This window comes from Gemmiger formicilis, from assembly GCF_016900095.1.
In the GTDB taxonomy this organism is placed as follows: domain Bacteria; phylum Bacillota; class Clostridia; order Oscillospirales; family Ruminococcaceae; genus Gemmiger; species Gemmiger formicilis_A.
This window is the reverse complement of sequence record NZ_JACJJP010000026.1, coordinates 1-26691: the sequence shown is the minus strand read 5'-3', so window position 1 is coordinate 26691 and position 26691 is coordinate 1. Positions and strand designations below refer to the sequence as shown.

26 protein-coding genes are annotated in these 26691 nt (G+C 63.0%); 22 read left to right on the top strand and 4 right to left on the bottom strand.

The window, feature by feature from the left end:
• Positions 1-14: 14 nt before the first annotated feature.
• From H6B15_RS11685 to cls, 13 genes are all read left to right on the top strand, one after another.
• Entirely contained in the window at positions 15-2084 is a 2070-nt protein-coding gene (locus H6B15_RS11685) for a hypothetical protein (RefSeq protein ID WP_204648176.1), read from the top strand.
• 107 nt (positions 2085-2191) lie between these two features.
• Complete coding sequence (locus tag H6B15_RS11680) at positions 2192-3598, top strand: undecaprenyl-phosphate glucose phosphotransferase (protein ID WP_204648175.1); 1407 nt, start codon at positions 2192-2194, stop codon at positions 3596-3598.
• Positions 3599-3636: 38 nt separating this feature from the next.
• Positions 3637-4791 carry a glycosyltransferase gene (locus H6B15_RS11675; protein WP_204648174.1) on the top strand — a complete coding sequence of 385 codons (1155 nt, stop codon included), beginning with the start codon at positions 3637-3639 and terminating at the stop codon, positions 4789-4791.
• Positions 4788-5840: a glycosyltransferase family 4 protein gene (locus tag H6B15_RS11670; RefSeq protein ID WP_204648173.1), complete on the top strand. Its 1053-nt coding sequence runs from the start codon at positions 4788-4790 to the stop codon at positions 5838-5840. Before H6B15_RS11675 ends, H6B15_RS11670 begins: the two co-directional genes overlap by 4 nt.
• A 70-nt stretch (positions 5841-5910) precedes the next feature.
• On the top strand, positions 5911-7047 hold the full coding sequence (gene glf / locus H6B15_RS11665; protein WP_204648172.1) for a UDP-galactopyranose mutase: 1137 nt from the start codon (positions 5911-5913) through the stop codon (positions 7045-7047).
• 185 nt (positions 7048-7232) lie between these two features.
• Positions 7233-7895: a ribulose-phosphate 3-epimerase gene (gene rpe, locus H6B15_RS11660; RefSeq protein WP_204648171.1), complete on the top strand. Its 663-nt coding sequence runs from the start codon at positions 7233-7235 to the stop codon at positions 7893-7895.
• Positions 7896-7934: 39 nt separating this feature from the next.
• A complete protein-coding gene (locus tag H6B15_RS11655) occupies positions 7935-8960 on the top strand; it encodes an RnfABCDGE type electron transport complex subunit D (protein ID WP_204648170.1) in 1026 nt (341 codons plus the stop codon).
• Positions 8929-9861, top strand: a complete 933-nt coding sequence (locus H6B15_RS11650; protein ID WP_204648169.1) for an Rnf-Nqr domain containing protein — start codon at positions 8929-8931, stop codon at positions 9859-9861. Before H6B15_RS11655 ends, H6B15_RS11650 begins: the two co-directional genes overlap by 32 nt.
• Entirely contained in the window at positions 9842-10492 is a 651-nt protein-coding gene (locus tag H6B15_RS11645; protein WP_204648168.1) for an Rnf-Nqr domain containing protein, read from the top strand. The genes H6B15_RS11650 and H6B15_RS11645 overlap by 20 nt, the downstream gene beginning before the upstream one ends.
• 36 nt (positions 10493-10528) lie before the next feature.
• Positions 10529-11803, top strand: coding sequence for a DUF1015 domain-containing protein (locus tag H6B15_RS11640; protein ID WP_243424401.1), 1275 nt, complete (start codon positions 10529-10531; stop codon positions 11801-11803).
• 38 nt (positions 11804-11841) lie between these two features.
• Complete coding sequence (locus H6B15_RS15710) at positions 11842-12378, top strand: hypothetical protein (protein ID WP_204648167.1); 537 nt, start codon at positions 11842-11844, stop codon at positions 12376-12378.
• Entirely contained in the window at positions 12375-13211 is an 837-nt protein-coding gene (locus tag H6B15_RS11630) for a putative RNA methyltransferase (RefSeq protein ID WP_204648166.1), read from the top strand. Before H6B15_RS15710 ends, H6B15_RS11630 begins: the two co-directional genes overlap by 4 nt.
• Before the next feature lie 123 nt (positions 13212-13334).
• Positions 13335-14888 carry a cardiolipin synthase gene (gene cls / locus H6B15_RS11625; RefSeq protein WP_204648165.1) on the top strand — a complete coding sequence of 518 codons (1554 nt, stop codon included), beginning with the start codon at positions 13335-13337 and terminating at the stop codon, positions 14886-14888.
• Positions 14889-14958: 70 nt separating this feature from the next.
• Here the strand turns inward: cls and H6B15_RS11620 are convergent, their stop codons facing one another.
• Entirely contained in the window at positions 14959-15186 is a 228-nt protein-coding gene (locus tag H6B15_RS11620; RefSeq protein ID WP_204648164.1) for a hypothetical protein, read from the bottom strand.
• 82 nt (positions 15187-15268) lie between these two features.
• Between H6B15_RS11620 and H6B15_RS11615 the strand changes: the two genes are divergently transcribed.
• Positions 15269-16147 (top strand): hypothetical protein, encoded by an 879-nt coding sequence (locus H6B15_RS11615; RefSeq protein WP_204648163.1) that lies wholly within the window; start codon positions 15269-15271, stop codon positions 16145-16147.
• Here the strand turns inward: H6B15_RS11615 and H6B15_RS11610 are convergent.
• Positions 16111-17550: a PLP-dependent aminotransferase family protein gene (locus tag H6B15_RS11610; protein ID WP_204648162.1), complete on the bottom strand. Its 1440-nt coding sequence runs from the start codon at positions 17548-17550 to the stop codon at positions 16111-16113. The two genes, H6B15_RS11615 and H6B15_RS11610, sit on opposite strands and share 37 nt — an antisense overlap.
• A gap of 188 nt (positions 17551-17738) precedes the next feature.
• On the opposite strand from H6B15_RS11610, the gene H6B15_RS11605 reads away from it, so the two are divergent.
• A complete protein-coding gene (locus H6B15_RS11605) occupies positions 17739-18419 on the top strand; it encodes an ECF transporter S component (protein WP_204648161.1) in 681 nt (226 codons plus the stop codon).
• A 53-nt stretch (positions 18420-18472) separates the two neighbouring features.
• Here the strand turns inward: H6B15_RS11605 and H6B15_RS11600 are convergent, their stop codons facing one another.
• Positions 18473-19012, bottom strand: a complete 540-nt coding sequence (locus tag H6B15_RS11600) for a TetR/AcrR family transcriptional regulator (protein WP_204648160.1) — start codon at positions 19010-19012, stop codon at positions 18473-18475.
• Positions 19013-19153: 141 nt separating this feature from the next.
• Here H6B15_RS11600 and glgB point away from each other — a divergent pair, with 141 nt between their 5' ends.
• Positions 19154-20920 (top strand): 1,4-alpha-glucan branching protein GlgB, encoded by a 1767-nt coding sequence (glgB, locus tag H6B15_RS11595; RefSeq protein ID WP_204648159.1) that lies wholly within the window; start codon positions 19154-19156, stop codon positions 20918-20920.
• Between the two features lie 135 nt (positions 20921-21055).
• Here glgB and H6B15_RS11590 read toward each other — a convergent pair whose 3' ends face one another.
• A complete protein-coding gene (locus tag H6B15_RS11590; protein WP_204648158.1) occupies positions 21056-21199 on the bottom strand; it encodes a hypothetical protein in 144 nt (47 codons plus the stop codon).
• Between the two features lie 280 nt (positions 21200-21479).
• Here H6B15_RS11590 and H6B15_RS11585 point away from each other — a divergent pair, with 280 nt between their 5' ends.
• The 6 genes from H6B15_RS11585 to H6B15_RS11560 are packed head-to-tail and all read left to right on the top strand — an operon-like array spanning position 21480 to position 26562.
• Entirely contained in the window at positions 21480-22814 is a 1335-nt protein-coding gene (locus H6B15_RS11585; RefSeq protein WP_204648157.1) for an RnfABCDGE type electron transport complex subunit C, read from the top strand.
• A gap of 2 nt (positions 22815-22816) precedes the next feature.
• Positions 22817-23797, top strand: a complete 981-nt coding sequence (locus H6B15_RS11580) for an RnfABCDGE type electron transport complex subunit D (protein WP_204648156.1) — start codon at positions 22817-22819, stop codon at positions 23795-23797.
• Positions 23797-24381 (top strand): FMN-binding protein, encoded by a 585-nt coding sequence (locus tag H6B15_RS11575; RefSeq protein WP_204648155.1) that lies wholly within the window; start codon positions 23797-23799, stop codon positions 24379-24381. Before H6B15_RS11580 ends, H6B15_RS11575 begins: the two co-directional genes overlap by 1 nt.
• Before the next feature lie 2 nt (positions 24382-24383).
• Positions 24384-25070: an electron transport complex subunit RsxE gene (gene rsxE / locus H6B15_RS11570; protein ID WP_204648154.1), complete on the top strand. Its 687-nt coding sequence runs from the start codon at positions 24384-24386 to the stop codon at positions 25068-25070.
• The gene (locus H6B15_RS11565; RefSeq protein ID WP_204648153.1) at positions 25067-25705 is read left to right on the top strand and encodes an electron transport complex protein RnfA; all 639 of its coding nucleotides are present in this window, start codon (positions 25067-25069) and stop codon (positions 25703-25705) included. Before rsxE ends, H6B15_RS11565 begins: the two co-directional genes overlap by 4 nt.
• Before the next feature lie 20 nt (positions 25706-25725).
• Positions 25726-26562, top strand: coding sequence for an RnfABCDGE type electron transport complex subunit B (locus H6B15_RS11560; RefSeq protein ID WP_204648152.1), 837 nt, complete (start codon positions 25726-25728; stop codon positions 26560-26562).
• Positions 26563-26691: the final 129 nt, after the last annotated feature.

Genomic DNA, 26691 nt, shown 5'->3' with positions numbered 1-26691 from the left:
GGAGAGCCTGCATCTTGAAACAAACCCTGAAACGCCTGGCACCCTGGGCCTTTGTGCTGGTGATTCTGGCGGGTCTGGCGGCCGTCCATGGGCTGGACGCCAACTTCGATTCCAGCTACGAGATCATGAACGGCGATTTCCAGAACTACAACCCGGTGCGGCATCTGCTGGCCGGCCAGGCGCCCTACCAGGATTTTGCGGTGTACCTGGGAGCCGGGGAACTGTACAGCGTGGGAACCCTGCTGCTGGTGCTGGGCAACAGCTTCGGCCGCAGCATTTTCGCCACCAACTTCTGTACCTGGTTCTATTTTGAACTGCTGGTGCTGGCCGCTTGCCTGGTGGTGCTGGGCCGGGGTCGCCGCGCCGCGGCGGTCTGCCCGGCGCTGTGCGCCTGGTTCCTGCTCATCGCCCACGATGTGAAGGTACCCCTGTACACTCAGGTGCGTCCCCTGATCGAATACGCCGCCCGAAACGGCAACAGCGCCCGCATGATGCGCGGCGCGGCGCTCACCCTGGTGGTGCTGCTGATATTGCTGGGTCTGTGGCTGTTTGCCCGCCGCTGTCACACCGGCCGGGGCCGGGCGGTGCCGCCCTGGGTATTGGTGCCCGCGGTGGCGGGATTCCTGGTGCCCTGGAGCAACGATATGGGCGCCGCCATGTATCTTTCGGTGGCCCTGGGGTACGGCCTGTTTCTGCTGCGGCAGTACGGCACTGCCTGGAAACAGGTGCTGCTGCGGGTGGGGCAGTACATCCTCATCAGCTGTGTGGCGCTGGGTGTGTCAGTGCTGCTCATCAGCTATGGGCATCCCATCGCCTGGCTGCAGCAGACCCGGGGGGTCAGTGCCTTCCAGGGGTGGTATTACGGCACCTCCGCCCAGGGCAAGCTCTGCTATCTCACCGACTATATTCCCCAGCCCGCGGGGGCTGTCTGCCTGGTGCTGGCCGTGCTGTTTGCGGTGGGCATCTTCCGCTGCCGCACAGCCCGCTCCGCCGTGCTGGCTGCGGCCGGGTTTGCCCTGTGTCTGGGTATGCCTTTGTGGAATCTTCTGTATTGTATCCTTTCCGGTTCCCGGGAAGGGGGCCCCACCGGCGGCGCCCAGGCACTGCTGGCCGTGATGGTGCCGCTGTTTGTGCTGCGTGTGCTGCTGGACCTGGCCCGGCGTCCGCTGAACAGCCGCCGGAAATACGGCCGCCTGGCAGCCCTGGGGGCACAGGGCCTGTGCGCTCTGCTGGCCTGCGGGGTGCTGGCCGTGGGTCTGGCCACACAGGTGCAAAGCCGCCTGGGCGGCCACGGCGACCTGACCTATGTGCCGGAACTGGGCGGCTGGTTCGGGGACCAGGCGGACAAGCTGGCCACCGAAAAGTCCATGAACGAGGGCAAGACCCTCTTCGGCACCTATTCCAGCGCGCTGGAAGCCATGACCGGCCAGCTGCAGCCCACCGGGGTGGATTACATCATCCACGCCATGGGGGACCGGCAGCGGCTGGCGTATCTCACCGCCTTCCAGACCGGCAGTTTTGACCGGGTGGTGACCCCCAGCGCCAAGGTGGCTCTGTCCGAACGGTGGAGCCGCAACGCCAACTGGTGGTTCTACCGGGAACTGTACCGCTGGTGGGCCCCGGTGGCCAACACCTTCAACAGCGGCGGTATGCACCTGTTCTGGGAACGCACCGGCGTCTGCAATGACCTGGCCCAGCCCTGTACCGTGGACCTGGCCCAGGACGGCAAGACGGTGACCATCACCGTCACCGCCGACGATCCCACCTTCTGCGGGGTGGCGGACGTGACCCTGAACTATACCTTCGCCGTGGACAGCGGCTTTGCCCTGCGGGGCGGGCTGCACAGCTTCCTGTTCTGCACCCCGGTGACCGAAAACCAGCTGTGCGAAGCCGCCGGCCGCGACCCCGACCAGGGCAATTTCTTCCTGCCCACCGACCGGGGCACCTACAACGTGCCGGTGACCATCTCGGACGGGACGGGGGTCATCACCCTGGAAGCCCTGCCCCAGGATGCCGCCAGCGTGACCGTGGACAGTGCCGCGGTGGAAGCCACCTATTTCGACTGGGAATACTTCTTTGAGTAAACCGGCAACGGGGCGTCTGCCTTGCAACCATGCCGGGAGTGTGGTATTCTATATAGATGCCTTTTATTGCGCAGTTACGATCTTAACAAGAAAGGGGAGCCCGCAGCATGATTGAAAAGAACAAACGCATCCGTGCCTGGGCCAGCAGCCTGCTGGACGCGGTGCTTCTGTTTGCTGCGTATCTTCTGGCCAACCATCTGCGGTTCAACTATGTGCGCTACTTCCAGCCCGGCGGCGCCGGCCCCGCCCTGGACATTGCCCAGGATACGGTGTACGCCGGTGCCCTGTACGCCGTTGTGGCGGTGGCGGTGTTCTGGCTGTGCGGATTGTACGATGCTTCCCGCCTGCGGGGGTTCTGGCGCCGCTGCCGGCTGATCCTTTGGGTCAACGCCGCCTGCATCCTGGGCTTCGAGGCGTTGCTCTACCAGTTCCGGGTGGTCAACTTTTCCCGCCTGGTGGTGGGCATGTTCTACCTCTTCGGCACCGGGCTGCTGATCTTCAAGCGGCTGGTGCGCCGGTTCTATGACCGCTGGCGCCACCGCCACGGGGAAGACTTCCACCACGTGCTGCTGGTGGGTGGCGGAAAGATGGCCGCCCAGTACCTGCTGGCTCTGGAACACAACCCCTATTACGGCTACTATGTGGACGGATACCTGGCCAACACCCCCAACGAATCCCTGAAAGCCCGGTATCTGGGGTCTTATCATCAGCTGGACAAGGTCCTGGCCTCCCCCGACATCGAGGAAGTGGTCATCGCCCTGGACGCGGACGAGATGGAAATGATCCCCCGGGCCCTGGCCGCCTGCGACAAGCAGGGGCTGCGCATCACCATGGTGCCCTTCTACAACGACTATCTGCCCGCCCGGCCCACCATCGACGTGGTGGGCAGCTGCAAGCTGATCAACGTGCGGCAGACCCCCTTTGACAACATCCTCAACGCCTTTGCCAAGCGGCTGTTTGACATTCTGGGCAGTCTGGTGCTGATCGTGCTCACCAGCCCGGTCATGCTGGCGGTGGCCATCGGGGTCAAGCTGTCCAGCCCCGGTCCGGTGATCTTCCGGCAGAAGCGGGTGGGGCTGAACAAAAAGGAATTTATGATGTATAAATTCCGCTCCATGCGCACCAACGGAGATGAAAAGACCGGCTGGAGCACCAACACCGACCCGCGCAAGACCCGCTTCGGCAGCTTTATCCGCAAATTCAGCCTGGACGAACTGCCCCAGTTCTTCAATGTGCTGAAAGGGGACATGAGCCTGGTGGGCCCCCGCCCCGAAGTGCCCTACCATGTGGAGCATTTCAAGGAGGAAATTCCCCGCTATCTGGTGCGCCAGCAGGTGCGCCCCGGTGTGACCGGCTGGGCCCAGATCAACGGCCTGCGGGGGGACACCGACATCGCCGAGCGCATCCGGTACGATATCTGGTATATCGAAAACTGGACCCTCGCCCTGGACATCAAAATCATCTTCCGCACGGCTTTCGGCGGCAAGATGATCAACGACGAAAAGCTCGTCTGAGCTGCCCGTTTCGTCGCATCCCACCAAGGAGGCAGCTAATGCAAAACAACAAACTCAAGGTCGCCATTGTGCATGACTGGCTCGTGTCGTACGCGGGCGCGGACCGCGTGGTGGATTGCATGCACCACGTCTTTCCGGACGCCCCCATCTACACCCTTGTGTATGACAAAGATAAAATGCCCGCCTGGTTCCGGGACTACGACATCCGCACCACCTGGATACAGAAACTTCCCTTTGCCACCAAGCTGTACAAGAAGTTGCTGCCCCTTATGCCCAGCGCCTTTGAAGCCCTGGACCTTTCGGAGTATGATCTGGTGCTGTCCTCCTCCTCGTCCTGCAGCAAGGGGGTCATCACCCGGCCGGATGCGGTGCACATCTGCTACTGCCACACCCCCATCCGGTATGTGTGGGATTTCTATTATACCTACCGTGCCAATGCCAACCCGCTGGTGCGGGCGGTCATGCCCGGCCAGATGCACAAGCTTCGCCAGTGGGACAAGTGTGCCGCCGACCGGGTGGATTACTTTATTGCCAATTCCCGCTATATCGCCCAGCGTATCAAAAAGTACTACCGCCGGGACAGCGATGTGATCTATCCCTGTGTTCACATCAACCAGAGCCCCTTTGTAGAAAAGGAGGACTTCTACCTGGTGGTGGGGCGCTTTACCTGGTACAAGCGCATCGACCTGGCGGTGGCTGCCTGCACCAAGCTGGGCCGCCGGCTGGTGGTCATCGGTTCCGGTGACGAGGAAAGCCGTCTGCGGGCCATCGCCGGCCCCACGGTGGAGTTCAAGGGCGGCGGTCTCTCGGATGAGGAAGTCCGGGACTACTACCTGCGTGCCAAGGCCTTTCTTTTCCCCGGGGAAGAGGATTTCGGCATCACCCCGGTGGAAGCCCAGAGTGCCGGCACCCCGGTGCTGGCGTATGGAAGGGGCGGCGCCTGCGAGACGGTGGAGGACGGCCGTACCGGCCTGCTCTTCCACGCCCAGACGGTGGACAGCCTGGCCGAGTGCATCGAAAAGTTTGAGGCGGAAGGCGTGGCCTGCACCAAGGAGGAGATCCGGGCCCACAGCCTGCGCTTCAGTGAGGAACGGTTTGAAGCGCAGCTGCGGGCGTACTGTGCGCGCCGGGTGGAGGACTGGCGCCGGGAACTGCAAAACTGTGCCCATATGCCGAAGGAGGAAACATTTTGAGACCCATCGTGATCAACGGCACGGTGCTGTGTGACCCCATCACCGGCATCCCGCGGTATGTCTATGAGGTGGTGACCCGGCTGGACGAGCTGCTCACCGGTACCGGACTGGATGTGCGGCTGTGCTACCGTGACGACGGCCGTCCCCTGCATCTGCCGCCGCTGAAAAACATTCAGATCGTGCCTCTCAAGGCGGTCAAATACAGCTACAACCTGTTTGTGCTGCCCCATTATGTGCGCAAACACGATGCTTTTTACCTGGGCCTGGCCAGCGATATGCTCATGGGCCGCCCCAGTGCGGTGGTGCTGCACGACATCCGCCCCCTGGTCATGAACACCGACCGGGCCTTTTTCCGGTTCAAGTTCTGGGTGCACTGCCTGAGCATCCGGGCCTTTGCCCAGCGGGTGTACACGGTCAGCGACGACCAGCGGCAGCTCATCGCCAAACGGCTGCACATTCCGGTGGCCCGCATCGGGCTGACCTACAACGGCTGGGAACACCTGCAGCCGGTGCAGCCGGACGAATCGGTGTTCGAAAAACTGCCCGGTGTGGAAAAGGGCACCTACTTTTACGCCCTGGGCAGCCTGGCTGGGCACAAGAACTACAAGTGGATCCGGGAAGTGGCTGCCCGCAACCCGGACAAGACCTTTGTGGTGGCCGGCGGCAAGGACCTGGCCGCCTTCGGGGACGACGAACAGGCGGTGAGCAGGGGCAACCTGCACTATCCCGGCTATGTCTCCGACGGGGAGAACAAGGCCCTGATGCAGAACTGCCGGGCGTTTTTGCACCCGGCCGTCTTTGAGGGCTTCGGCATTCCGCCGCTGGAAGCGCTGAGCCTGGGGGCGCAGGTGGCTGTGTCCAACGCGTCCTGCCTGCCGGAACTGTACGGCGACACGGTGCGGTATTTTGATCCTTACGATTACGACGTGGACCTGGATGAGCTGATGTCCCGCCCGGTGGCGCCGCCCCAGAAGATTCTGCAAAAATACAGCTGGCCGGTGACAGCGGCTTTCTGGCTGGAAGAGATCCGCCGCTTTGCCGCCCAGTAAAATCAGTCTGTGCGGTGTCCGGGACCGTGATGGAACGGACGCCTTTTTGTCACGAGGAGGTAAGAGTACCATGGCAAAACAATATGATTATCTGATCGTCGGCGCCGGACTGTTCGGCGCGGTGTTTGCCCACGAAGCCACCAAGGCCGGGCGCACCTGCCTGGTGATCGACAAGCGCGACCACATCGCCGGCAACATCTATACCGAAAAGGTGGAGGGCATCAACGTCCACAAATACGGCGCCCACATCTTCCACACCAACAACAAGCAGGTGTGGGACTATGTGAACCAGTTTGCGGTGTTCAACCGGTACACCAACTCGCCGGTGGCCAACTACAAGGGCGAGCTGTACAACATGCCCTTCAACATGAACACCTTCAACAAGATGTGGGGCGTTGTCACCCCCGCCGAGGCCGCCGCCAAGATTGCCGAGCAGCGGGCCGCCCATTTCACCGCCGAGCCCAAGAATCTGGAAGAGCAGGCCATCAACCTGGTGGGCATCGACATCTATGAAAAGCTCATCAAGGGCTATACCGAGAAGCAGTGGGGCCGCCCCTGCGATCAGCTGCCCGCCTTCATCATCAAGCGGCTGCCGGTGCGCTTTATCTTCGACAACAACTATTTCAACGCCCTGTACCAGGGCATTCCCAACGGCGGCTACACCGCCATGGTGGAAAAGATGCTCCACGGCATCGAGGTGCGCCTGGGTGTCAACTACCTGAAAGACAAGGCTGAGCTGGATGCTCTGGCCGGCCGGGTGATCTACACCGGTCCTATCGACGCCTACTTTGATTATGCCCTGGGCACCCTGCAGTACCGCAGCGTGCGGTTTGAGACCGAAGTGCTGAATTGCCCCAACTACCAGGGCAACGCGGTCATCAACTACACCGACGCCGAAACGCCCTACACCCGCATCATCGAGCACAAGCACTTTGAGTTCGGCTCCACCGAACCCGGCACCAAGACGGTCATCAGCCGGGAATATTCCGCCGAGTGGAAGCCCGGCGACGAGCCCTACTACCCGGTGAACGACGAGCAGAACAACGCCCTGTACGCCCGCTACAAGGCTATGGCCGACGCGGAACCCCATGTGGTGTTCGGCGGCCGTCTGGGCGAGTACCGGTACTATGACATGGACAAGGTCATCGAGAGTGCTTTGGACTGTGTGCATGTGCAGCTGGACAAGATCAACCAGTACGACAAATAATCTGTTTTGAAAATTTTCACAAACAGGCGGCAGCCCTGTGCTCATGGGGCTGCCGCCTGTTTTTTCCGGTGGGAAAAGGGGATAAAGATTTGATTTTTGGGCTGTGTTACGGTACAATAAAACATGTATGAGTATGCGCGGGGATGCCCGCGCGGGAAAGAGTATAAAGGAAAAGGAATTTTGCCATGCAAACAAAACTGAGTGTGTCGGTCCTTTCGGCCGACCTGGCCAATCTGGCCGCACAGAGCCGGGCCGCCCTGGATGCCGGTGCGGACATGCTGCACATTGACGTGATGGATGGTCACTTTGTGCCCAACATCAGCTATGGCGCCCCGGTGCTCAAGTGCCTGCACAAGGCTCTGCCCGACGCCTTTTACGACGTGCACCTGATGATCGAGGACCCGGCCTTCTACGCCAAGGACTTTGCTGCGGCGGGGGCTGATCTGATCACCGTGCATCTGGAAGCCGAAGGCGTCCGCAAGGACCCCAAGGCGGTGCTGCAGGCCATCCACGACCTGGGCTGCAAGGCCGGGCTCAGCGTCCGCCCCGGCACCCCGGTGGAAGAACTGTTTCCCTACCTGGACCAGGTGGAACTGGTGCTCATCATGAGCGTGGAACCCGGTTTCGGCGGCCAGTCCTTCCTGCCCCAGACGTCCCAGCGCCTGGCGGCCGTGCGCGCCGAACTGGAACGCCGCGGCCTTTCGGTCATGGTGCAGGTGGACGGCGGCGTCAACACCCAGACCGCACCACTGTGCACCCAAGCCGGGGCCGATGTCCTGGTGGTGGGCAGTGCTTTTTACAATGCACCCGATATGTCCGCCATGGCGGCGGGCATCCACGCCTTATAAGCAACCGACGCCCGCAGGGCGGGCCGCAAAGGAGAGCTTATGCCAAACCGAAACAAGATTGAGCGCAGCGCCAACTATGACTACTATGCAGACGTATTGTGGTGCTGCGTGCCGCTTATGGCCATGTCCTGGTTCTACTATGGTCCCCGGCCGATTCTGCTGATGCTGGTGGGGCTGTTCACGGCCTATGTCTGCGATTGCCTGGTCACGCCGCTGCACGGGGCGGGGTATCGTCCCCACGAACCTTCCAGCGAGTGCTTTGCCGCCCTGATCGTGCTGATGATGCCGGCCTCCGTGTCCTACTTCATGGTGGTGGCCGCGGTGATCATGGCGGTGCTGATCAAGGAAGCCTTCGGCGGTGAAGGCCACTATCCCTTCCACCCGGCGGCGGTGGGCGTGGCGGTGGCGGCGCTTTCCTGGCCCAACCAGATGACCCGCTATCCCACCCCCGGCACTGTGCTGCCTTTGTGGGGCAACGATACCATCTCCACCGCCGTCGGCATGAACACCACCCTGTCCGGAGGCGGTCTGCCCTCGGCCACCACCATGAACCTGCTCACCGGCAACGTCACCGGACCGCTGGGTACCGGGGCGTTCCTGGTCATTGTGGCCTGCGGGCTGTTCCTGCTCTGCCGGGGTCATCTGCAGCTGTCCACCCTGCTGCCGTATCTCATTGTGTGCGTGGCGGTGCCCTGGCTGCTGCCCAACCTGAACGATCTGCCCGCCTTCAGCCTGCCCTGGGAGTATATCCGCCAGCGGGTGTACCTGGAAAAGTATATCCTTCTTACCGGCGGTATGGCTTTCGGTGGTGTGTTTCTGATCTGTGAGCCGGTCACCCAGCCCAACCGTTTTACCAGCCGGCTGATCTACGGCCTGCTGCTGGGGGTGGCCACCACCGTTTTCCGCTACAACACCGTGTACGAAACCGGCGTCTGCTTTGCACTTCTCATCGTCGGCGCCGTGCCCGAATGGCTGGACCGCGTGTCCCGCCGCGCCGAGCGCATGAAGTTTATGAAGAAGGAGGCGAAACGGCTTGCAAAACGAGCAAAACCGGAAATCCTCTAAACCCGCGTCCCGCCCGGTGCGCAAAAAGAACCAGCCGGAACATTCCCAGACTGTCATCATCCCCCAGCTTTCCCCCGAGGTTCTGGAACGTGCCCGCCGTGCCGCTGCCGAAGGCAAGACGGCCCAGCAGGTAGAACAGGAAGCTCTGGACGCCGCCGCGGCCCAGACCGCCCAGGCGGCCAAGGCACCGCAGGCCGAACTGCCCCGGCAGACCGCCCAGCCCAAGCCCAGCCGTCCCGCCCGCAAAACCCGGGCCGAGGCCGAGGCCGAACTGGCCCAGAGCATCCACGACGACCATCTGTGGCTGAACAACCCGGTGATGGTCCGCGGCTTGGGCCTGGCCCCCATTGTGGCCATGGCCAGCGACGTGGACCGTGCGCTGATGCTGTGCGTGCTGTCCATTCTGCTGCTCACCGCCACCCGTATGCTGGCGGTGGCTGTCTGCCATATCACCGGCAACCGCTTCCGCCCGGTGGTGTACGCCTATTCGGCGGCCCTCATCTATATCCCGGTGTATATTCTCATGTATTATATCTTCGGCACCGACCTGTCCATCATGGGCATTTACCTGCCCATGATGGTGGTGGAGCCGGTCATCGTCAAGCGGATGGAAGCCACCGAGCTGGAATCCATCGGGGAAGCCTTCCGCCGCGGCATCAACAACACCATCGGCCTGTGTGTGGCCATTCTGCTCATGGGTACCTTGCGGGAGCTGCTGGCCTACGGCACTGTGTACGAGCATCCGGTGCTGGAAGTGGGGCTGCTGCCGCTGGCAGCCCAGCCGGCGGGCGGGTTCCTGCTGCTGGGCCTGGTGGCCGCGGTCTGGACCGCCGTGGGCGGCGCCTACGTGCATTACAAACAGGAGGAGGTGCGTCACCTGTATGTGGACCGCAAGCACTGAACTGACGGTTTTGCAGGGCGTGGCGCAGTTCGTCTCCTACGCGATCCTGGCCGTCTTTGCCGAAAACGTGGTGTTTTCCCGCGCTATGGGTGTTTCCCGCCTGATCAAGCTGGTCAGCGACCCGGACGTGAGCACCTGGCAGTATTGCATTCCGGTTATCCTGGTGCAGCTGTTCAGCGCCCCTCTGGGCTGGGCCTGCATGACCTATGTTTCCCCCCAGCTGCGGCTGTATCTTCCCGAATGGCTGCCCATTGCCTCCCTGCGCCCCATCCTGTACCTGACCTGTGCGGTCATTGCCATGGCGGTGGTGTGGGTGTTGCTGGGACTTCTGCCCGCCGTTCACCGCACGGCCTGCCGGGAGCAGCTGCCTCTGGCCACCTGCACCTGCAGTGTGCTGGGCACCTTGCTGCTTTGCTCCAACCAGAACTATAACCTGCTGCAGTGCATAGCCTTCGGGTTCGGCAGCGGGCTAGGGTATCTGTTTGCCGTGCTGGTGGTGGACGAAGGCCGCCGCCGTCTGGGCAGCAAGGACGTGCCCGCCATCTTCCGCGGTCTGCCCAGTTATCTGATTTATATCGGCATTCTGTCGCTGGCCATCTACGGCCTGGTGGGCCACGGCGTGGCGCGCTGACCCGCCCCGCCAACCTGTATGGGGAGGTTGATACCAATGTCCAATTGCTTCTTGCCGGCGCAGATCCTGCTGCCGGACTCTTCGGTGCCGCTGGACCCGTGGGCCTGCATTGCGGTGGATCAGTTCACATCCCAGCCGGAATACTGGCAGCGCGCCGAGGCGCGGGCTGCCGGTCAGCCCAGCACCCTGCACATCGTTCTGCCCGAAGCCTATCTGGGCACACCGGAGGAACCCCGGCGGCTGGAAGAGATCCGCGCCGCCATGGCAGAATACCGCCGCAGCGTGCTCACCCGCACCGTACACGGGTATGTGTATGTGGAGCGCACCCAGATGGACGGCAGTGTCCGCCAGGGACTGGTGGGCATGGTGGATCTGGAAGCCTACCGCTATGAACCGGGGGCCAAAACGGCCATCCGTCCCAGTGAAAAGACGGTGGTGGAGCGCATTCCGCCCCGCCTGGCCATCCGCCGGGGCGCCGAGCTGGAAACACCCCATGTGATGATGCTGGCCGACGACGAAGGATGCAGCCTCATCGAGCCCATCGGCCGCTGCAAGGACCGGCTGCCCCGGCTGTATGACGGGGACCTGATGCTGGGCGGCGGCCATCTGACCGGCTGGGCCGTGGAGGACTCGGCACTGATCGCGCAGATCGATGCGGCCCTGTCCGCCCTGGGCAATACGGAGGCTTTTGCCGCCCGGTGGCCCGCAGCCGCCGGCCAGCCGCCCATGGTGCTGGCGGTGGGGGACGGCAACCATTCCCTGGCCACCGCCAAAGCCTACTGGGAGGAACTGAAACCCACCCTGACGCCGGAGCAGCGGGCGGTGCATCCCGCCCGGTATTGCCTGGCCGAGGTGTGCAACGTCCATTCCCCGGCCATCGAGATCGAACCCATCCACCGGGTGGTGTTCGGCATGGGGGCCGCGGAACTCTGCCGTGCTCTGGATGCCTGGGAGAAGACCCATGCCGGAGCGGAGCAAACCCCGGAACAGACCTTCACGGTATACGGCCCGGACCTGAACAGAACCTATCATCTGACCCATGCCCGGCAGCCGCTGGCGGTGGGCACGGTGGAAGCCTTCCTCACCGATCTGTGCGCCGCGAATCCGGAATGCCGGGTGGACTACATCCACGGCGAGGACGCCGTGCGCAGCCTGGCGGGGGAAAAGGCCGCCGCCATCCTGCTGCCGCCCTTCGAGAAAGCGGACCTGTTCCGGGGCGTGGTACTGGGGGGCGTGCTGCCCCGCAAGACCTTCAGCATGGGCCATGCCGAGGAAAAACGTTACTACAATGAATGCCGGGCCCTGGTATAAGGGCCGCGGCCTGGATACCCGAGAGAAGAGGAATAAGCATGCCGAACAACAAACCCGCCCAACCCCAGCAGAATCAGAATAAGGAAAAAGCCTCCGGCGAGCAGGAGCAGCACCGCCGCCGTCGCCGCCGTTCCCGCGGCGGGCAGGGGGCGTCCCAGCAGGGGCAGGCCCAGGCCAAGGCGGCCCAGCAGCCCCAGCAGGGCAAAAATGCGCCGGCGGAGAAAAACAGCCAGCCCCGCAACAAAGGCCGGGGCGGCCAGAACGGCGGCCAGGGCAATGCCCAGAACGGCAATGCCCGCCGCCAGGCCCAGCAGCCCCAGCAGCCGAAAGCCCAGCGCCGTCCCCAGGAGCAGCGCCCGGCCCGCCAGGCGGAATCCCAGCCCGGCCGCCGCGCCAACAATGCATCCCGGGGCCGCAAGGAACCCCAGACCGAGGATCTGGGTCTGCTGCTGATCACCCGCCGTCCGCCCAAGCAGAAGTTTGCCAACTTTGAAGAGTACATTGCCGCCCATGGCGGTGTGACCGTGCCGGTGCAAGGGGATCCCGCTCCCGAAACCCCGGCGGACGCCGAATGAACGCCGCACAGGCGGCCGGGCTGCGCTGCCCGGTGTGCGGCGGCGGGCTGGGCATCTGGGGCCGGGCACTGCGCTGCGCCAAAAACCACAGCTTTGACATGGCCAGGGAAGGGTATGTGAACCTGCTGCCCATCCAGAAACGCCACGCCGCCGACCCCGGCGACGGCAAAGCCATGGTGGCGGCCCGGCGGACATTCCTGCAAAGCGGTGCCTATGATCCCTTCCGCCGTGCCCTGGGGGAACTCTGCCTGCAGGCGGGGTACAAGACGCCGAATATTGTGGACGCGGGCTGCGGCGAGGGCAGTTACGACCGTACCGTGGTGGATACGCTGACGGCGGCCGGGGCGGAACCCCGGCTCATCGGGTTTGATCTGTCCAAACTGGCGGTGCGCCTGGCGGCCAAGCTGGTGCCGGAAGGCGCCTTTGCGGTGGGGGGCAGTTTCTGCGCCCCGGTGGCCGACGGCTGGGCCGATATCCTGCTCAACGTGTTTTCACCCTTTGCGGCGGCGGAATTTTCCCGCATGCTGCGTCCCGGCGGGTGGCTGATCTACGCGGTGCCCACCCCGCGGCATCTTTTCGGGCTGAAACAGGTGCTGTACGACCAGCCTTACGAGAACCCGGCCATCCGCACCGAGTATCCCGGTTTTGTCCCGGCGGGGGAGCGCACCGTCACCGACACCATCACCCTGGACAACGCCATGGCCCAGGCCCTGTTTGCCATGACCCCCTATTACTTCAACACGCCCCCCGAAGGGGCGGACCGGCTGGCGGCATGCCCCGGCCTGACCACCGAGATCGGCTTCCGGTTTCTTTTGTACCGCCGCGCCGAATAAGCTTTTCTTACAGCCCCCGTTCCGGGGGCTTTTTGTTTTGCCCGCATACCCGTTTACAAAGCGGTGGATTTCGGCTACAATGGCAGCAAGAGCCCGTACATCGGGCCGAAAGGATGTGTTCCCATGCAGACCGAAGAAAAACGACAACAGATTCCCAACAGCATCGGCCGGGCCGTGTTTGTGGCCCTGTCTTTTTTGCTGCAGGTGGGGTGGATTCTGGGTTTTGCCCTGTATCTCACCCGGTATTATGCGGTGGTGCAGCTGGCCTCCAGCCTGCTGGCGCTCCTGCTGGTCTTCTCGGTGTATGGGCGCAGCATGAACTCGGCATTCCGACTCAGCTGGATCATCCTCATCCTGTTGTTCCCGGTGCTGGGAGCCTGTCTGTATCTGCTCTTCGGCAGACCGGTGGCCCTCTGGCCGCTGCGCCGCCGTTTCCGCGCCGCCGATGAAGCCCTGGACCCCGCCCGTCGCCGGGAAGTGGAACAGGGAACCCAGGTCACCCGGGCATTGCACGACCGGGCGCCGGACCTGGCGGGGCAGGCGGCCTACCTGCAGAACACCGCCGGTTTCCCGGTCTACCGCAACACCGAGGTGCGATTCTACGGGGATACCAACCAGGCTCTGGAAGCCCAGCAGGAAGCCCTGCGCGGTGCCCGGCACTTCATTTTCATGGAATACCACGCCATCGAGGATTCCACCGCCTGGCAGGGGCTGGAGGAGATTCTGGCCCAGCGGGCCGCCGCCGGGGTGGATGTGCGGGTGTTTTATGACGACGTGGGCAGTATGGGCTTCATCAGCCCGCCCTTTGCCCAGCGCCTGCGGGCCAAGGGCATCCAGTGCCGGGTGTTCAACCCCCTGGTGCCGGCCATGAACATCATCATGAACAACCGGGACCACCGCAAGATCACGGTGGTGGACGGGCAGATCGGCTTTACCGGCGGGTACAACCTGGCGGACGAATACTTCAACCTGACCCATCCCTACGGCGTCTGGAAGGACAGCGGCCTGCGGCTGGAAGGGGAGGCTGTCCGGGGTCTGACCCTGACCTTTTTGCAGATGTGGGGGGCCACCCAGAAGGAGCCCATCGACCCGGCCCCCTTCCTGCCGCCCATGGAACGGCCGGTTTCCTCGGACGGGGTGGTGGTACCCTATGCCGATACCCCCCTGGACGAAGAGCCGGTGGGGGAGAACGTGTACATCAATCTGGTCACCCATGCGGACCGGTATGCCTGGCTGACCACCCCGTATCTGATCATCAGCGACGAGATGCAGCGGGCCTTGACCCTGGCGGCCCGCCGCGGGGTGGATGTGCGCATTATCACCCCGGGCATTCCGGACAAGAAGATGGTGTTCCGGGTCACCCGCAGCCATTATGCCCGGTTGGCGGCCCACGGGGTGCGCATCTTTGAGTACAGCCCCGGCTTCATCCACGCCAAACAGGCGGTGGCCGACGACCGGGCCGCGGTGGTGGGAACCATCAACCTGGACTACCGCAGCCTGTACCTGCATTTTGAAAATGCCTGCTGGTTTACCGGCTGCGGCGCGGTGAAGGATGTGCGAAAGGACTTTGAAGCGCTTTTCCCCCAGTGCCGGGAGGTCACCGACCAGTACAAGGTGCGCTCGGCGGCGGTGCGCGGGGTGGACTGCCTGCTGCGGTTGTTCAGCCCCCTGATGTAAGGAAATACATAAAAACGGCGGAAGGCCCTTTCTTGGGTGCCTTCCGCCGTTTTTTGCGCTGCGGGGAAAATCAGAGGTCGTTGTCCTCCGGCTGCTCGGTCATCTCAAACCATTCCCGGTTTTCGGCGGTGGAAGGCTGCTGCTCTTCCTCTTCCTCGTCGGTGGTTTTCTGGTTGGGTTGGCCGGGCATCATGCCGGGAACCATACCGGGCAGCATGTCGCCGCCCTCCACGATATCGGTCCAGAAATCATCCTGTTCGCTCTCGGCGCCGCGGGGACCGTAAGGTGCATGATACATAAACGTTTGCCTCCTTTTGTGCATAAGGCCGGGCCAATCGGCCCAAGCTATGACTACATTTTGCAACAAAGAGGTGTCCTTTATGCACAAACGGCGCGGACTTTTTTTCCAGAGCCTGGTTCTGACCCTGTTGCTGGTCCTGCCCATGATGGGCACGGTGGTCTTTTTTGCCTCCCAGCGCACCGAGCAGCAACAACTGCGGCAGGCGGCAGCCGGGCAGACCCAGGTAAGTGAACCGGCGGGGGCGCGCAACACCCATCGGCTGCTGCTGGCGGTGCAGGCCAACGACCCGGCCTTTCTGCTGCTTCGGCTGGACGGCCCCGAACAGGCAGTGCTTTTCTGTGCCCTGCCGGGGGAACTGCTGCTGCAGGCCCCGGCGGGCACCACCACCCTGTCCGAGTGTTACCTGGCCGCCGGGCCCGCCCGGGCCGCCGAGCTGCTGGGCCAGACCCTGGGCATTGCCCCGGACGCCTATCTGGCCGCCACCGCCGGCACCTTTGCTTCCATCTGGGGGGAGGATGCCGTCCGGTTCGATACCGCCGCCGTCCTTTCAGAAGACGAGCGGGAAGCGCTGCATCTGGCAGACGAAACGGTGGTGGAGCTGACGGCGGAACAGTCCGCCGACTTCCTCACCCGGGCCGCGGCCCTGCCGGAACAGACCCCCGCCGCCCTGGCCCGCACCCGGGGGGCGTTGTGGTCGGCCTTTTTCCGGCAATATCCCCAGCGGCTGGCCGCTCTGGCCGACGCTGTCCGCGACGCCGGTACCCAGACCCTCACCGACCTGCGGGCCCAGGACCTGTATGAGCTGGAAGAGACTCTAAGCTGGCTGTCGGGGGCCACGGGCTACCATGTGGATTATCAGTCCCTGGCTCTGCAGCAGGGAGCAGGGGGCTGGCAGCTCACCGAGGAGGACCAACAGATGATTCAGACCATGCTGGCAGGGGGCACACAGGTGGAGTGAGTCTGAGGCCGCCAGGCCCTGCCCAGAGCGTCGGCCACGGCGGGGATGTCCTCGCTGCGCAGGGCAGCATACCCGGCCACCACCGTGTCGGGGCGGCAGGCTTCGGGCCGGGCCATGTAGTATTCGCTCAGCCCCCGCAGCTGGACCCCCTGGGCCCGGGCGGACTGCACCATGGCACGCTCGCCGCCCGCCCCCGGCAGGGTCAGCAGAAAATGCAGCCCGGACCGGGTGCCGTCCAGGGTCAGCTGCGGCCCCAGCCGGGCCCGCAGGGCGTCGGCAAAGGTTTCCATCCGCCGCTTGTAGGCCAGGCGCATGCGGGCAATGTGCCGGGTAAAGTGGCCCTGGGCCATAAACCGGCAGAGGGTTTCCTGCTCAAACCGGCTCACCGTGTTGGAGTACACCGCAAAGTCCTGCCGGTACCGCTTCAGCAGATGGGGCGGCAGCACCATGCAGGCAATACGGATGCCCGGGGCCAGGCTTTTGGAAAAGGTGGTCAGATACACCACCGGCCCGTCCGCCCCCGCCATGCCCTGCAGACTGGGCAGGGGACGGGTACTGAACCGGAATTCCGAGTCGTAGTCATCCTCCAGAATGTACCGCCCCGGCCGGGCGGCGGCCCAGGCCAGCAGCTGGGCCCGGCGCCAGGCGGGCATGGTCACCCCGGTGGGAAAATGGTGGCTGGGGGTGACATAACACAGGTTGGCCCCGCAGGCTTCCAGCCCTTCGGCGGGCAGACCGTGGCGGTCGATGTCCACCAGCCGACAGGAAATGCCGTTGTTCTCCAGGATGGTGCGGGACCGGGTGTAGCCCGGGTTTTCCACCGCGGCGCAGGACCCGGCAAACAGATGGGCCACGCAGCCCAGCAGATACTCGATGCCCGCGCCCACCACCACCTGTTCGGGGGTGCACACCACCCCCCGGTAGCTGGCCAGATACCGGGCAATCTCCCGGCGCAGGTCCTCGTCCCCCTGCATGGGGCCGCGCTGCAGCAGTTCCGGGGCCTGGTACAGCAGTTCCTTCTGGATGCGTCCCCAGCTGCGGGCGGGGAACAGGGCGGTGTCGATGCTGCCGGTGGACAGGTCGTACCGGGGCGCCGGTTCCCTGACGGCGGGACCATCGGGCACCGTTTCCGGCAAGGGCGCCGTTGGGGCAGGGCAGAGCATGCCCCCCGTGTCCTGCACATAGAACCCGCTGCGGGGCCGGGACTCGGCCAGGCCCTCGGCGGCCAGCATCTGGTAGGCGGCATCCACCGTGTTCACGCTGACCCCCAGCTGGTTGGCCATGGTGCGCCGCCCCGGCAAGGGACTGCCCGGCGCCCTGGCACCGCTGCGGATCTCGGCGGCCAGCTGGGTATACAGCTGTTCGTACATGGGGGTGCTGCTTTGGGCGGACAGTGTGATCATAGGTTGCCTCCCCTCCGGTCAAGGAAAACTGGCCCCATGAAAAAATCAAATACTGGATATTCACACAAGGCCAGAAACGACTATAATGAGAGCATACCCCGACGGGACCCAAAAGTCAAGCCGTCGGGAATCAGAAGCCGAAAGGACGGCAGGCGCCCCGTCCCACCGGCACGAGGGGAGAGTTTTGTATGCAGCCTGCAATGATCTGGCTTTTGTTCTTTTTGGTAGTCGTTCTGGTCCTGGTGTTCGCGGCCCTGTCCCGCACCAAGTTCACGGTGCAGAAGATCGCGCTCATCGGTGTGATGGCCGCCCTCAGCTTTGTGGCCTATGAATTCTTCCGGATTCCCAACATTCTGGGCACCGGTTCTTCCTTCCACCTGGGCAACACCTTCACCGCCCTCACCGCCATGCTGCTGGACGGCGTTTCCGGCGGCCTGGCCGGTGCCATCGGCCTGTCCCTGGCGGACATCGTGGCCGGTGACCCGGGGTACGCCATCACCACCTTCCTGCTCAAGTTCATCATCGGCCTGGTCTGCGGGGCCACCAGCCACCGCCTGTTCCGCCTGGCCGACCGTCACCCCACCCGCAAGGTGGGCGCAGACCTGAAATACCTGTCCATGGTGGTGGGCAGCGCCTTCAGCGGCCTGCTGGTCAACGTCTTCACCGATCCGTTCATCGGCTACTTCCGCAACCGGTACATCTTCGGCCAGGAAGTGGACCTGGCCGCCACCATGGCCAAGGTGGCCAGCGGGGTGACCCTGGTCAACTCGCTGCTATCCACCGTCTGCGCCGTGGTGCTCTACCTGGCCCTGCGTCCCGCCCTGGAAAAGGCCCGCCTGCTGCCCGGCACCCGCCGCCAGCACGCCTGAACTCACAAACCAAACAAAACCGCCGGCCCCTGCAAAGGGGTCGGCGGTTTTTGTCATGCGCCCGGTTTGGCGGTGATGCGGTCGGTCACCTCGTCCAGGGCGGCCAGCACCTGCTCGGTACCGAACTTTTCCCGGTTTTCCATGTAGGTGTAGTAGGCACCCTGGACCTGGTAGGTCAGCAGGATGTTGAACCGGGCGTCGCTGCGGGTTTCGGGCAGGATGGAAAAGATGTGTTCCTTGATGCCCCGCTCGATGCGGATGGGCAGCACCGCCGCCTGGGTGCCGGAAAACAGGATGTTGGTCAGGTTTTCATGGGCGGAAAAGGCGGCAAACAGTTCCCGGGTGAACCGCTTGCGGTCGGTGAGGAAGCTGTCCGGCTGTTCCAGGCTGTCCAGCATCATCCGGATGACCTCGTCCTGCATCTGTTCCGAAAGATCGTAAATGTCATGGTAGTGCAGATAAAAGGTGGCTTTGCTGATCTGGGCCAGCTCGGCCAGCTCCTTCACGGTGATGCGCTCCAGCGGCTTGTGGGCGCGCAGCTGCAAAAAGGCATTGCGGATGTTCTGCCGTGTTTTTTTCTCTCGCAGGTCCATGGCCCGGCCTCCCTTGTCGATTTTTCAAAACCGTCCAGTATTGTACCCTTTGTCAAATTTGCGGATGGTGCCGCCCGGGCGGGTCTGCTATATTGATTATAGTAAATTATTGGACGGTAGTCAAATAAAACGGAGGCACCCATGGATTTTTACGGATTTTACACCGGGCAGATCTTTGATGCCCATGAATTTCTCGGCGCGCACCTGCAGCCGGGCGGCACGGTGTTCCGCACCTTTGCACCGGGAGCCACGGCGGTGGAGCTGCTGCTGGACGGCCAACCCCGGCCCATGCAGAAGATGGCGGACGGCAATTTCTATGAACTCACCGTGCCCGACGCCCCGCCCGGCACCCCCTACGAATACCGCATCCATACCCGGAACGGGGGATGGACCGACCACTGCGACCCCTACGGCTTCGGTATGGAACTGCGCCCGGCCCACCGGTCGGTGGTGCGGGACCTGGGGGCGTATACCTTCACCGATGCCCGCTGGATGCGCACCCGCACCGACCGGCGAACCGGACCGCTGAACATCTACGAGATGCACCTGGGTTCCTGGCGGCGCAAGCCGGATGGCGAGTTCTACACCTATGACGAACTGGCCGAACCCCTGGCCGACTATCTCTGCGAAAGCGGCTACAACTATGTGGAGTTCCTGCCCCTGACCGAGCACCCCTGTGACGAGAGCTGGGGCTACCAGGTCACCGGCTTTTTTGCCCCCACCAGCCGGTACGGCACGGCGGCGCAGCTCATGGCCCTGGTGGACACCCTGCACAACCGGGGCATCGGGGTGATTATGGACTTTGTGCCCGCCCACTTTGCCCTGGACCCCTACGGCCTGGCCCAGTACGACGGCACCGCCCTGTATGAGTATCCCCACCAGGATGTGGGCGTCAGCGAGTGGGGCAGCTGCAACTTCATGCATTCCCGGGGGGAGGTGCGCAGCTTTCTGCAGTCGGCCGGGCATTACTGGCTGGAAAAATTCCACTTCGACGGCCTGCGGTACGACGCCATCAGCCGGATCATCTACTGGCAGGGGGACGAGCGCCGGGGTGTGAACGGCAACGGGGTGGAATTCCTGCGCACCATGAACAAGGGCCTCAAGCAGCGGCATCCCGGCTGTCTGCTGGCGGCGGAGGACTCCACCAGCTTTGAAGGGGTCACCCGCCCGGCGGAGCAGGGGGGACTGGGCTTCGATTACAAGTGGGATCTGGGCTGGATGCACGACACCCTCTCCTTCCTGCAGACCGATCCCGCCTGCCGCCCGGACAACTACCACAAGCTGACCTTCTCTATGATGTACTATTATAAGGAACGGTATCTGCTGCCCTTCTCCCACGACGAGGTGGTGCACGGCAAGGCCACCATCCTGCAGAAAATGAACGGCGGCTACGACGGCAAGTTCCCCCAGGGCCGGGCGCTGTACCTGTATATGATGACCCACCCGGGCAAAAAGCTGAACTTCATGGGCAGCGAGATCGGCCAGCTGCGGGAGTGGGACCAGGACCGGGAACAGGACTGGTGCCTGCGCAGCTATCCCAACCACGACGGCTTTTACCATTATATCCAGGCCCTGAACCGGATTTATCTGGCGGAACCGGCCTTGTGGGAGGCCGACGAGACCCCCGACGGCTTTGCCTGGCTGGACTGCCATCTGGAAAGCCAGTGCGTCTATGTGTTTGAGCGCCGGGCCGGGAACCGCCGGGTGGCGGCGGCCTTCAACTTCAGTGATAGGGCCCAGCCCTTCGGGGTGCCGGTGCAGGCCCAGGGCGCCCGGGCGCTGCTGTACAGCGACTGGCAGCCCTACGGCGGCATGACGCCGGAAGGCGCCTCCCCCTGCACCGTGGCGGAAGGAAAACTGTCCGGGACGCTGGCACCCTTCTCCGCCGTGCTGCTGCGGTTGGAGTGAAGACAGAAATACAACGGAAAAGCGCGCCCTTTCCGGTTCCTTAACCGGAAAGGGCGCGCTTAACTTTGCAAATCTTGCAGCGGCAATCTTGCGTATATTGCCCAAATACGGGCAGGGCAAGGCGGAAGGAGGAAATTATTCCCGCTCATCCTCCGGGCCGCCATACAGGGTGATATAGTGTACCGGCTCAGACTTTCCTTTGCAGAAAAGGGCGGCGACCAAAGCCAGAATACCGGCTGCGACGGCCAGGAAAGCGATCATTTTGAGAAAGGTTTTCATCTGTCATACCTCCATACCCCGGCAATGGGTGCGTAACGATACAGTATGCTTGCGTACAGTATACCATACCAAGGGAAAAATGGCAACGAAAACCCCCTCCGGAGCCAAAGAAACTGTACAAAAAAGGTAAAAGAAATATGGTCAATATGTAAAAAGTGTCGCCCGGAGCGGCCTTGACTTGTCCGGGCAAGCGGATTAAAATAAACCATGTATTATTTTGTCTTTTTGGCGGTAAATGGCCCGTCAGAAAGAGAAACAAAGGAATGGGGGAACAGGATCCATGTTCAAAATCCTGAAGCGCTCCGCCAAGGGTGCCCGTGTTCCGCATGAGAAATCGACGGCCGACATGCCCACCGTACGCATGCCGGTGCCCAAGAACGTCGTCATTCCCATGTCGATGCACATCGGCGCCCCGGCGGAACCCGTCGTCAAAAAGGGCGATCAGGTGTTCGTTGGCACCCTGATCGGCAAAGCCGGCGGTTTTGTCAGTGCCAATATCCACTCCAGCGTGTCCGGCACGGTGGTTGACGTGGCGCCCATGCGCATGGTCAACGGCCCGGTGTGCCAGGCCGTGGCCATCCAGTGCGACGGCAACCAGACCGTTGACCCGGCCTGTGTGCCGCCCACGGTCACCGACAAGGACTCTCTGCTGGCAGCCATCCAGGCCTGCGGCCTGGTGGGCGTGGGCGGTGCGGGTTTCCCGACCCACGTCAAGCTCATGGCCAAGGTGGACACCCTGCTCATCAATGCGGCCGAGTGTGAGCCCTACCTGACCACCGACGCCCGGGAAATGCTGGAATGCAGCGATACCATCCTGTCCGGCATCCAGGCGGTCATGAAGTACTGCGAAATCCCCAACTGCATCATCGGCATTGAGCGCAACAAGCCGGCCTGCATCGATCTGATGTGCTCCCTGACCCGGGATATGAAGGGCGTTTCGGTCAAGCCGCTGCCCATGCGCTATCCCCAGGGCGCCGAGAAAACCCTGGTGGAAACCTGCACCGGCCGGGAAGTGCCCCAGATCGGACCTTCCGGCAAGGCGGGCCTGCCGGCGGACTGCGGCTGCATCGTCATGAACGTGACCTCTGTGTCCACCCTGGGCAAGTACCTCAAAACGGGTATTCCTCTGGTCAGTAAGCGTGTCACCGTGGACGGCGACGCCATTGCCAAGCCCCAGAACATCGAAGTGCCCATCGGCACCCTGTACCGGGATGTCATCGAAGCCTGCGGCGGCATCAAGCCGGACGTGGAACTGGGCAAGATCATCTTCGGCGGCCCCATGATGGGCGGCGCTTCGCCCAGCGCCGATTTCCCGGTGCTCAAGCAGAACAACGGCCTGCTGCTGTTCAGCCGCAAGGCCGCCCAGCTGCCCGCCGCCCAGCCCTGCATCCGCTGCGGCCGGTGCATCAGCGCCTGCCCCATGGGTCTGGAACCGGTGGTCATTGTGGAAAATCACAACAAGAAGGATACCGCGGCCCTGAAGAGCCTGTGCGTGGATCTGTGCGTGGCCTGCGGCAGCTGCACCTATGTCTGCCCGGCCAAACGCCCCGTGTCCCAGGCTGTCACCCAGGCCAAGGCGTGGTATCTCAGCGAAATGCGTAAGGGAGGTAAGTAACGATGGACCAGGTTTTGCTCGTAACTGCCTCGCCCCACATCCGGGACGACTCCAGCACCCGCGGCCTGATGGGCAACGTGCTCAAGGCGCTGGTGCCCTGCGTTGTCGCGGCGGCGCTGATCTTCGGCTACGAGGCCCTCATCAGCGTGGTCGTCACCACGCTGGCCTGTGTGGCTTTTGAGTATCTGTACTGCCTGATCATGAAGAAACCCAACCCGGTGGGCGACCTTTCCGCCTGCGTCACCGGCGTGATCCTGGCGCTGAACTTCCCCGTGGGTCTGCCTCTGTGGATCTGCGTGGTGGGCGCCTTTGTGTCCATTGTGGTGGTCAAGCAGCTGTTCGGCGGCATCGGCTTCAACTTTGCCAACCCGGCACTGGTGGGCCGTATCGTGCTGTTCCTCAGCTTTACCGCCCGCATGACCGCGTACGTCTACCCCGACATGGCGGTGGATGCCCTGGCTTCCGCCACCCCGCTGGCCGACAGCGTGGACAAGACCACCGTCAGTCTGGTGGATCTGTTCCTGGGCCTGCACGGCGGCATGATGGGTGAGACCTGCATCCTGGCCATCCTGCTGGGCCTGGTCTACCTGCTGGCCACCGGCACCATCGGCTTTGCCATTCCGGGCAGCATTGTGGGCACCGTGTTCGTGCTCTCCTGGATCGCCACCGGCAGCCTGCACGCTGCCGTGGCCGAGATCATGGCCGGCGGCCTGCTGTTCGGTGCCGTCTTCATGGCCACCGACTACGTCACCAGTCCCTTCACCACCAAGGGCAAGCTGATGTACGGCATCTTCATCGGCCTGGTGACCTTCGCCATCCGTTACTTCGGCAGCATGAACGAAGGTATGAGTTTCGCCATCCTGCTGGGCAACCTGCTGGTGCCCTGGTTCAACGCCTGGAGCCACCAGATCCCGCTGGGCTACACCAAACCCAAAAAGAAAAAGGCCGCCAAAGCCGCGGCCAAGGAAGGGGGCAACGCCTGATGGCTGAGAAGAATGCAAAGACCCCCGCGCAGGAGTCCGCTTTCAAGACCATGATCTACCCGGTCATCATTCTGGTGGTGATCTGTGTGGTGTGCAGCGCGGCCCTGGCAGCACTGAACGATGTGACCAAACCCATCATCAAGACCAACCAGGAAATCGCCACCCAGGAAGCCTACATGGGCGTTCTGCCCGGCGTGACCGATCCTTCCGCCCTGACCACGGTGGAAAACCTGCAGACCCCCGGTGTGCAGGGCGCCGTGACCACCGCCGACGGTCTGGTGGCCATCAAGGCTTCCGGCTCCGGCTACAGCGGCAAGGAAGTGGTTGTCTATGTTTCCTTTGACGCTTCCGGCAAGATTCTGGCCACCAGCGTGGACGCTTCCACCCAGACCACCGGCATCGGTTCCAAGACCCAGAACGAAAGTTTCTGGTCCGGCTTCCTGGGCTGGGATGCCTCCCAGCATGTGTCCGCCGGCAACCCCGTGGATACCATCGCGGGTGCCACCATTTCTTCCAACGCAGTCATCTCGGCCTACAACAGTGCCATCGACTGCTACAACAATGAGATCAAGGGGGTGGCTTGACCATGAGCGAAAAACAAAGCCTGTGGAAGATCTTCACCGCCGGTATTATCCGTGAAAACCCGGTTCTGCGCCTGGTGCTGGGCTGCTGCTCGGCCCTGGCCGTGACCACCACCGTGTCCGGCGCTCTGGGCATGGGCCTGTCCATGACCTTCGTTCTGGTCTGCTCCAACATCGTCATTTCCGCCCTGCGCAAGGCCATTCCGGACAAGGTGCATCTGCCCTGCTACATCGTCATCATCGCAACCTTCGTGACCGTCGTTCAGATGGTGCTGGAAGCCTACGCCCAGGATCTGTATGACTCCCTGGGTGTCTTCCTGGCCCTGATCGTGGTCAACTGCATCATCCTGGGCCGCGCCGAAATGTTCGCCTGCAAGCACACGGTGGTGGAATCCGCTGTGGACGGCGTGGGCATGGGCCTGGGCTACATCATCACCATGCTGCTCATGTCCAGCGTGCGTGAGATCATCGGCAACGGTTCCTGGATGGGCATCACCATCATCCCCGAAAGTGTGGATCGCATGGGCCTGATGAACCAGGCTCCCGGCGGCTTCTTCGTCTTCGGCTGCCTGATGGCCCTGTGCGTCTTCATCGAAAAGAAGACCAACCATCCCATTGAGCGCAAGACCTGCGGCGAAGTCATGCTGGACGAGATCGACGCCGCCAAATCCGAAGGGGGTGACCAGGCATGAATAACCTTGCCGTGTTTGCAACCATCTTCTTCAACCTGATTCTGGTCAACAACTACGTTCTGGTTCAGTTCCTGGGCATCTGCCCCTTCCTGGGTGTCTCCAAAAAGGTGGACTCCTCCACCGGCATGGGCCTGGCGGTCATCTTCGTCATGGTCATCGCCACGGCGGTGACCTTCCCGCTGCAGATCTTCCTGCTGGACGCCTATGATCTGGGCTACATGCAGACCGTCGTCTTCATTCTGGTCATCGCCGTGCTGGTTCAGCTCATCGAGATCACCCTGAAGAAGTACGTGCCCGCCCTGTACACCGCCCTGGGCGTGTACCTGCCCCTGATCACCACCAACTGCTGCGTGCTGGGCGTCACCATCCTGGCCGTGCAGGACTACTCTGAGATCGTCACCGCCCAGGGCTTCGGCATGGCTTACGCCGAAGCGCTGATCTGCGCGGCCGGCGCCGGTGTGGGCTTCCTGGTGGCCATGCTGCTGTTCTGCGGCGTGCGCCAGCGTGTGGAATCCTCCAACCCGCCGGAAAGCTTCAAGGGCCTGCCCATCACCCTGGTGTCGGCGGCCATCACCTCGATGAGTTTCATGGGCTTCGGCGGCCTGGTTGAAAACATCATCAACGCACTGCTGTAACAGAAGGAGGGGGACTAAGTATGAATCCGATCATTCTTGCGGTCGCCGTCCTGGCTGTGCTGGGCCTGGTGGGCAGTATCGTTCTGGTGCTGGCTTCCAAGTTTATGGCCGTGTACGAAGACCCGCGCATTGCGGAAATCACCGCCTGCCTGGCAGGCGCCAACTGCGGCGGCTGCGGCTACGCTGGCTGTGCCGACTACGCCAAGGCCATTGTGGAGGACGGTGCGCCCACCTTCAAGTGCGCCCCCGGCGGCGACAAGGTGGCCGATGCCATCAACACCATCATGGGCAGCGAAACCAGCGACCGCCCCAGCCTGAAGGCGGTTGTCCTGTGCAACGGCGGCGAAAACTGCGGCCAGCGGTTCAGCTACCAGGGCATCCAGACCTGCGCCGCGGCGGCTTCTGTGGCCGGTGGCCCCAGCGCCTGCGCCTTCGGCTGCCTGGGCCTGGGTGACTGCACCCGCGCCTGCATGTTCGACGCCATCCATGTGAAGAACGGCGTGGCCGTGGTGGACCGCACCAAGTGCACCGGCTGTTCCGCCTGCATGAACGTCTGCCCGCGCCATGTCATCGACATGAAGCCCATCGCGCCCCAGCCTGTGGTGGAATGCTCCAACACCGACCGTGGTGCCATTGTCAACAAGACCTGCAAGGTGGGCTGCATTGCCTGCGGCCTGTGCGTCAAGAACTGCCCGCAGCAGGCCATCTTCCTCAAGAACAACGTGGCCGTCATCGACTACACCAAGTGCAACGGCTGCGGTACCTGCGTGACCAAGTGCCCGAAGAAGGTCATCCATTGGGTGGAAGGAAAACCCACCTCGGTGGACGCTCCGGTGCCCGAACACCAGGTCCTGTAACGGTTTTGGCCTGAAACAAACAAAAAACGCCGCCCCGGCAGGGAAGTGAACTGCCCCAGAATTAGTAGACATGAATAAAAAGACCCTCGTGTAGTGGGGACCTTAACAGGACTGGCGAAGCGTAAGCGG

Excerpts from the sequence above, each read along its gene's own strand:
- H6B15_RS11590 (WP_204648158.1), bottom strand. The coding sequence starts at position 21,199 with ATGAAAACCTTTCTCAAAATGATCGCTTTCCTGGCCGTCGCAGCCGGT.
- H6B15_RS11630 (WP_204648166.1), top strand. The coding sequence starts at position 12,375 with ATGAACGCCGCACAGGCGGCCGGGCTGCGCTGCCCGGTGTGCGGCGGC.
- H6B15_RS11565 (WP_204648153.1), top strand. The coding sequence starts at position 25,067 with ATGAATAACCTTGCCGTGTTTGCAACCATCTTCTTCAACCTGATTCTG.
- glf (WP_204648172.1), top strand. The coding sequence starts at position 5,911 with ATGGCAAAACAATATGATTATCTGATCGTCGGCGCCGGACTGTTCGGC.
- H6B15_RS11585 (WP_204648157.1), top strand. The coding sequence starts at position 21,480 with ATGTTCAAAATCCTGAAGCGCTCCGCCAAGGGTGCCCGTGTTCCGCAT.
- H6B15_RS11655 (WP_204648170.1), top strand. The coding sequence starts at position 7,935 with ATGCCAAACCGAAACAAGATTGAGCGCAGCGCCAACTATGACTACTAT.
- H6B15_RS11560 (WP_204648152.1), top strand. The coding sequence starts at position 25,726 with ATGAATCCGATCATTCTTGCGGTCGCCGTCCTGGCTGTGCTGGGCCTG.
- H6B15_RS11610 (WP_204648162.1), bottom strand. The coding sequence starts at position 17,550 with ATGATCACACTGTCCGCCCAAAGCAGCACCCCCATGTACGAACAGCTG.
- H6B15_RS11615 (WP_204648163.1), top strand. The coding sequence starts at position 15,269 with ATGCACAAACGGCGCGGACTTTTTTTCCAGAGCCTGGTTCTGACCCTG.
- H6B15_RS11605 (WP_204648161.1), top strand. The coding sequence starts at position 17,739 with ATGCAGCCTGCAATGATCTGGCTTTTGTTCTTTTTGGTAGTCGTTCTG.
- glgB (WP_204648159.1), top strand. The coding sequence starts at position 19,154 with ATGGATTTTTACGGATTTTACACCGGGCAGATCTTTGATGCCCATGAA.
- cls (WP_204648165.1), top strand. The coding sequence starts at position 13,335 with ATGCAGACCGAAGAAAAACGACAACAGATTCCCAACAGCATCGGCCGG.
- rsxE (WP_204648154.1), top strand. The coding sequence starts at position 24,384 with ATGAGCGAAAAACAAAGCCTGTGGAAGATCTTCACCGCCGGTATTATC.
- H6B15_RS11575 (WP_204648155.1), top strand. The coding sequence starts at position 23,797 with ATGGCTGAGAAGAATGCAAAGACCCCCGCGCAGGAGTCCGCTTTCAAG.
- H6B15_RS11680 (WP_204648175.1), top strand. The coding sequence starts at position 2,192 with ATGATTGAAAAGAACAAACGCATCCGTGCCTGGGCCAGCAGCCTGCTG.
- H6B15_RS11645 (WP_204648168.1), top strand. The coding sequence starts at position 9,842 with ATGTGGACCGCAAGCACTGAACTGACGGTTTTGCAGGGCGTGGCGCAG.
- H6B15_RS11620 (WP_204648164.1), bottom strand. The coding sequence starts at position 15,186 with ATGTATCATGCACCTTACGGTCCCCGCGGCGCCGAGAGCGAACAGGAT.
- H6B15_RS11580 (WP_204648156.1), top strand. The coding sequence starts at position 22,817 with ATGGACCAGGTTTTGCTCGTAACTGCCTCGCCCCACATCCGGGACGAC.
- H6B15_RS11640 (WP_243424401.1), top strand. The coding sequence starts at position 10,529 with ATGTCCAATTGCTTCTTGCCGGCGCAGATCCTGCTGCCGGACTCTTCG.
- H6B15_RS11600 (WP_204648160.1), bottom strand. The coding sequence starts at position 19,012 with ATGGACCTGCGAGAGAAAAAAACACGGCAGAACATCCGCAATGCCTTT.
- rpe (WP_204648171.1), top strand. The coding sequence starts at position 7,233 with ATGCAAACAAAACTGAGTGTGTCGGTCCTTTCGGCCGACCTGGCCAAT.
- H6B15_RS15710 (WP_204648167.1), top strand. The coding sequence starts at position 11,842 with ATGCCGAACAACAAACCCGCCCAACCCCAGCAGAATCAGAATAAGGAA.
- H6B15_RS11675 (WP_204648174.1), top strand. The coding sequence starts at position 3,637 with ATGCAAAACAACAAACTCAAGGTCGCCATTGTGCATGACTGGCTCGTG.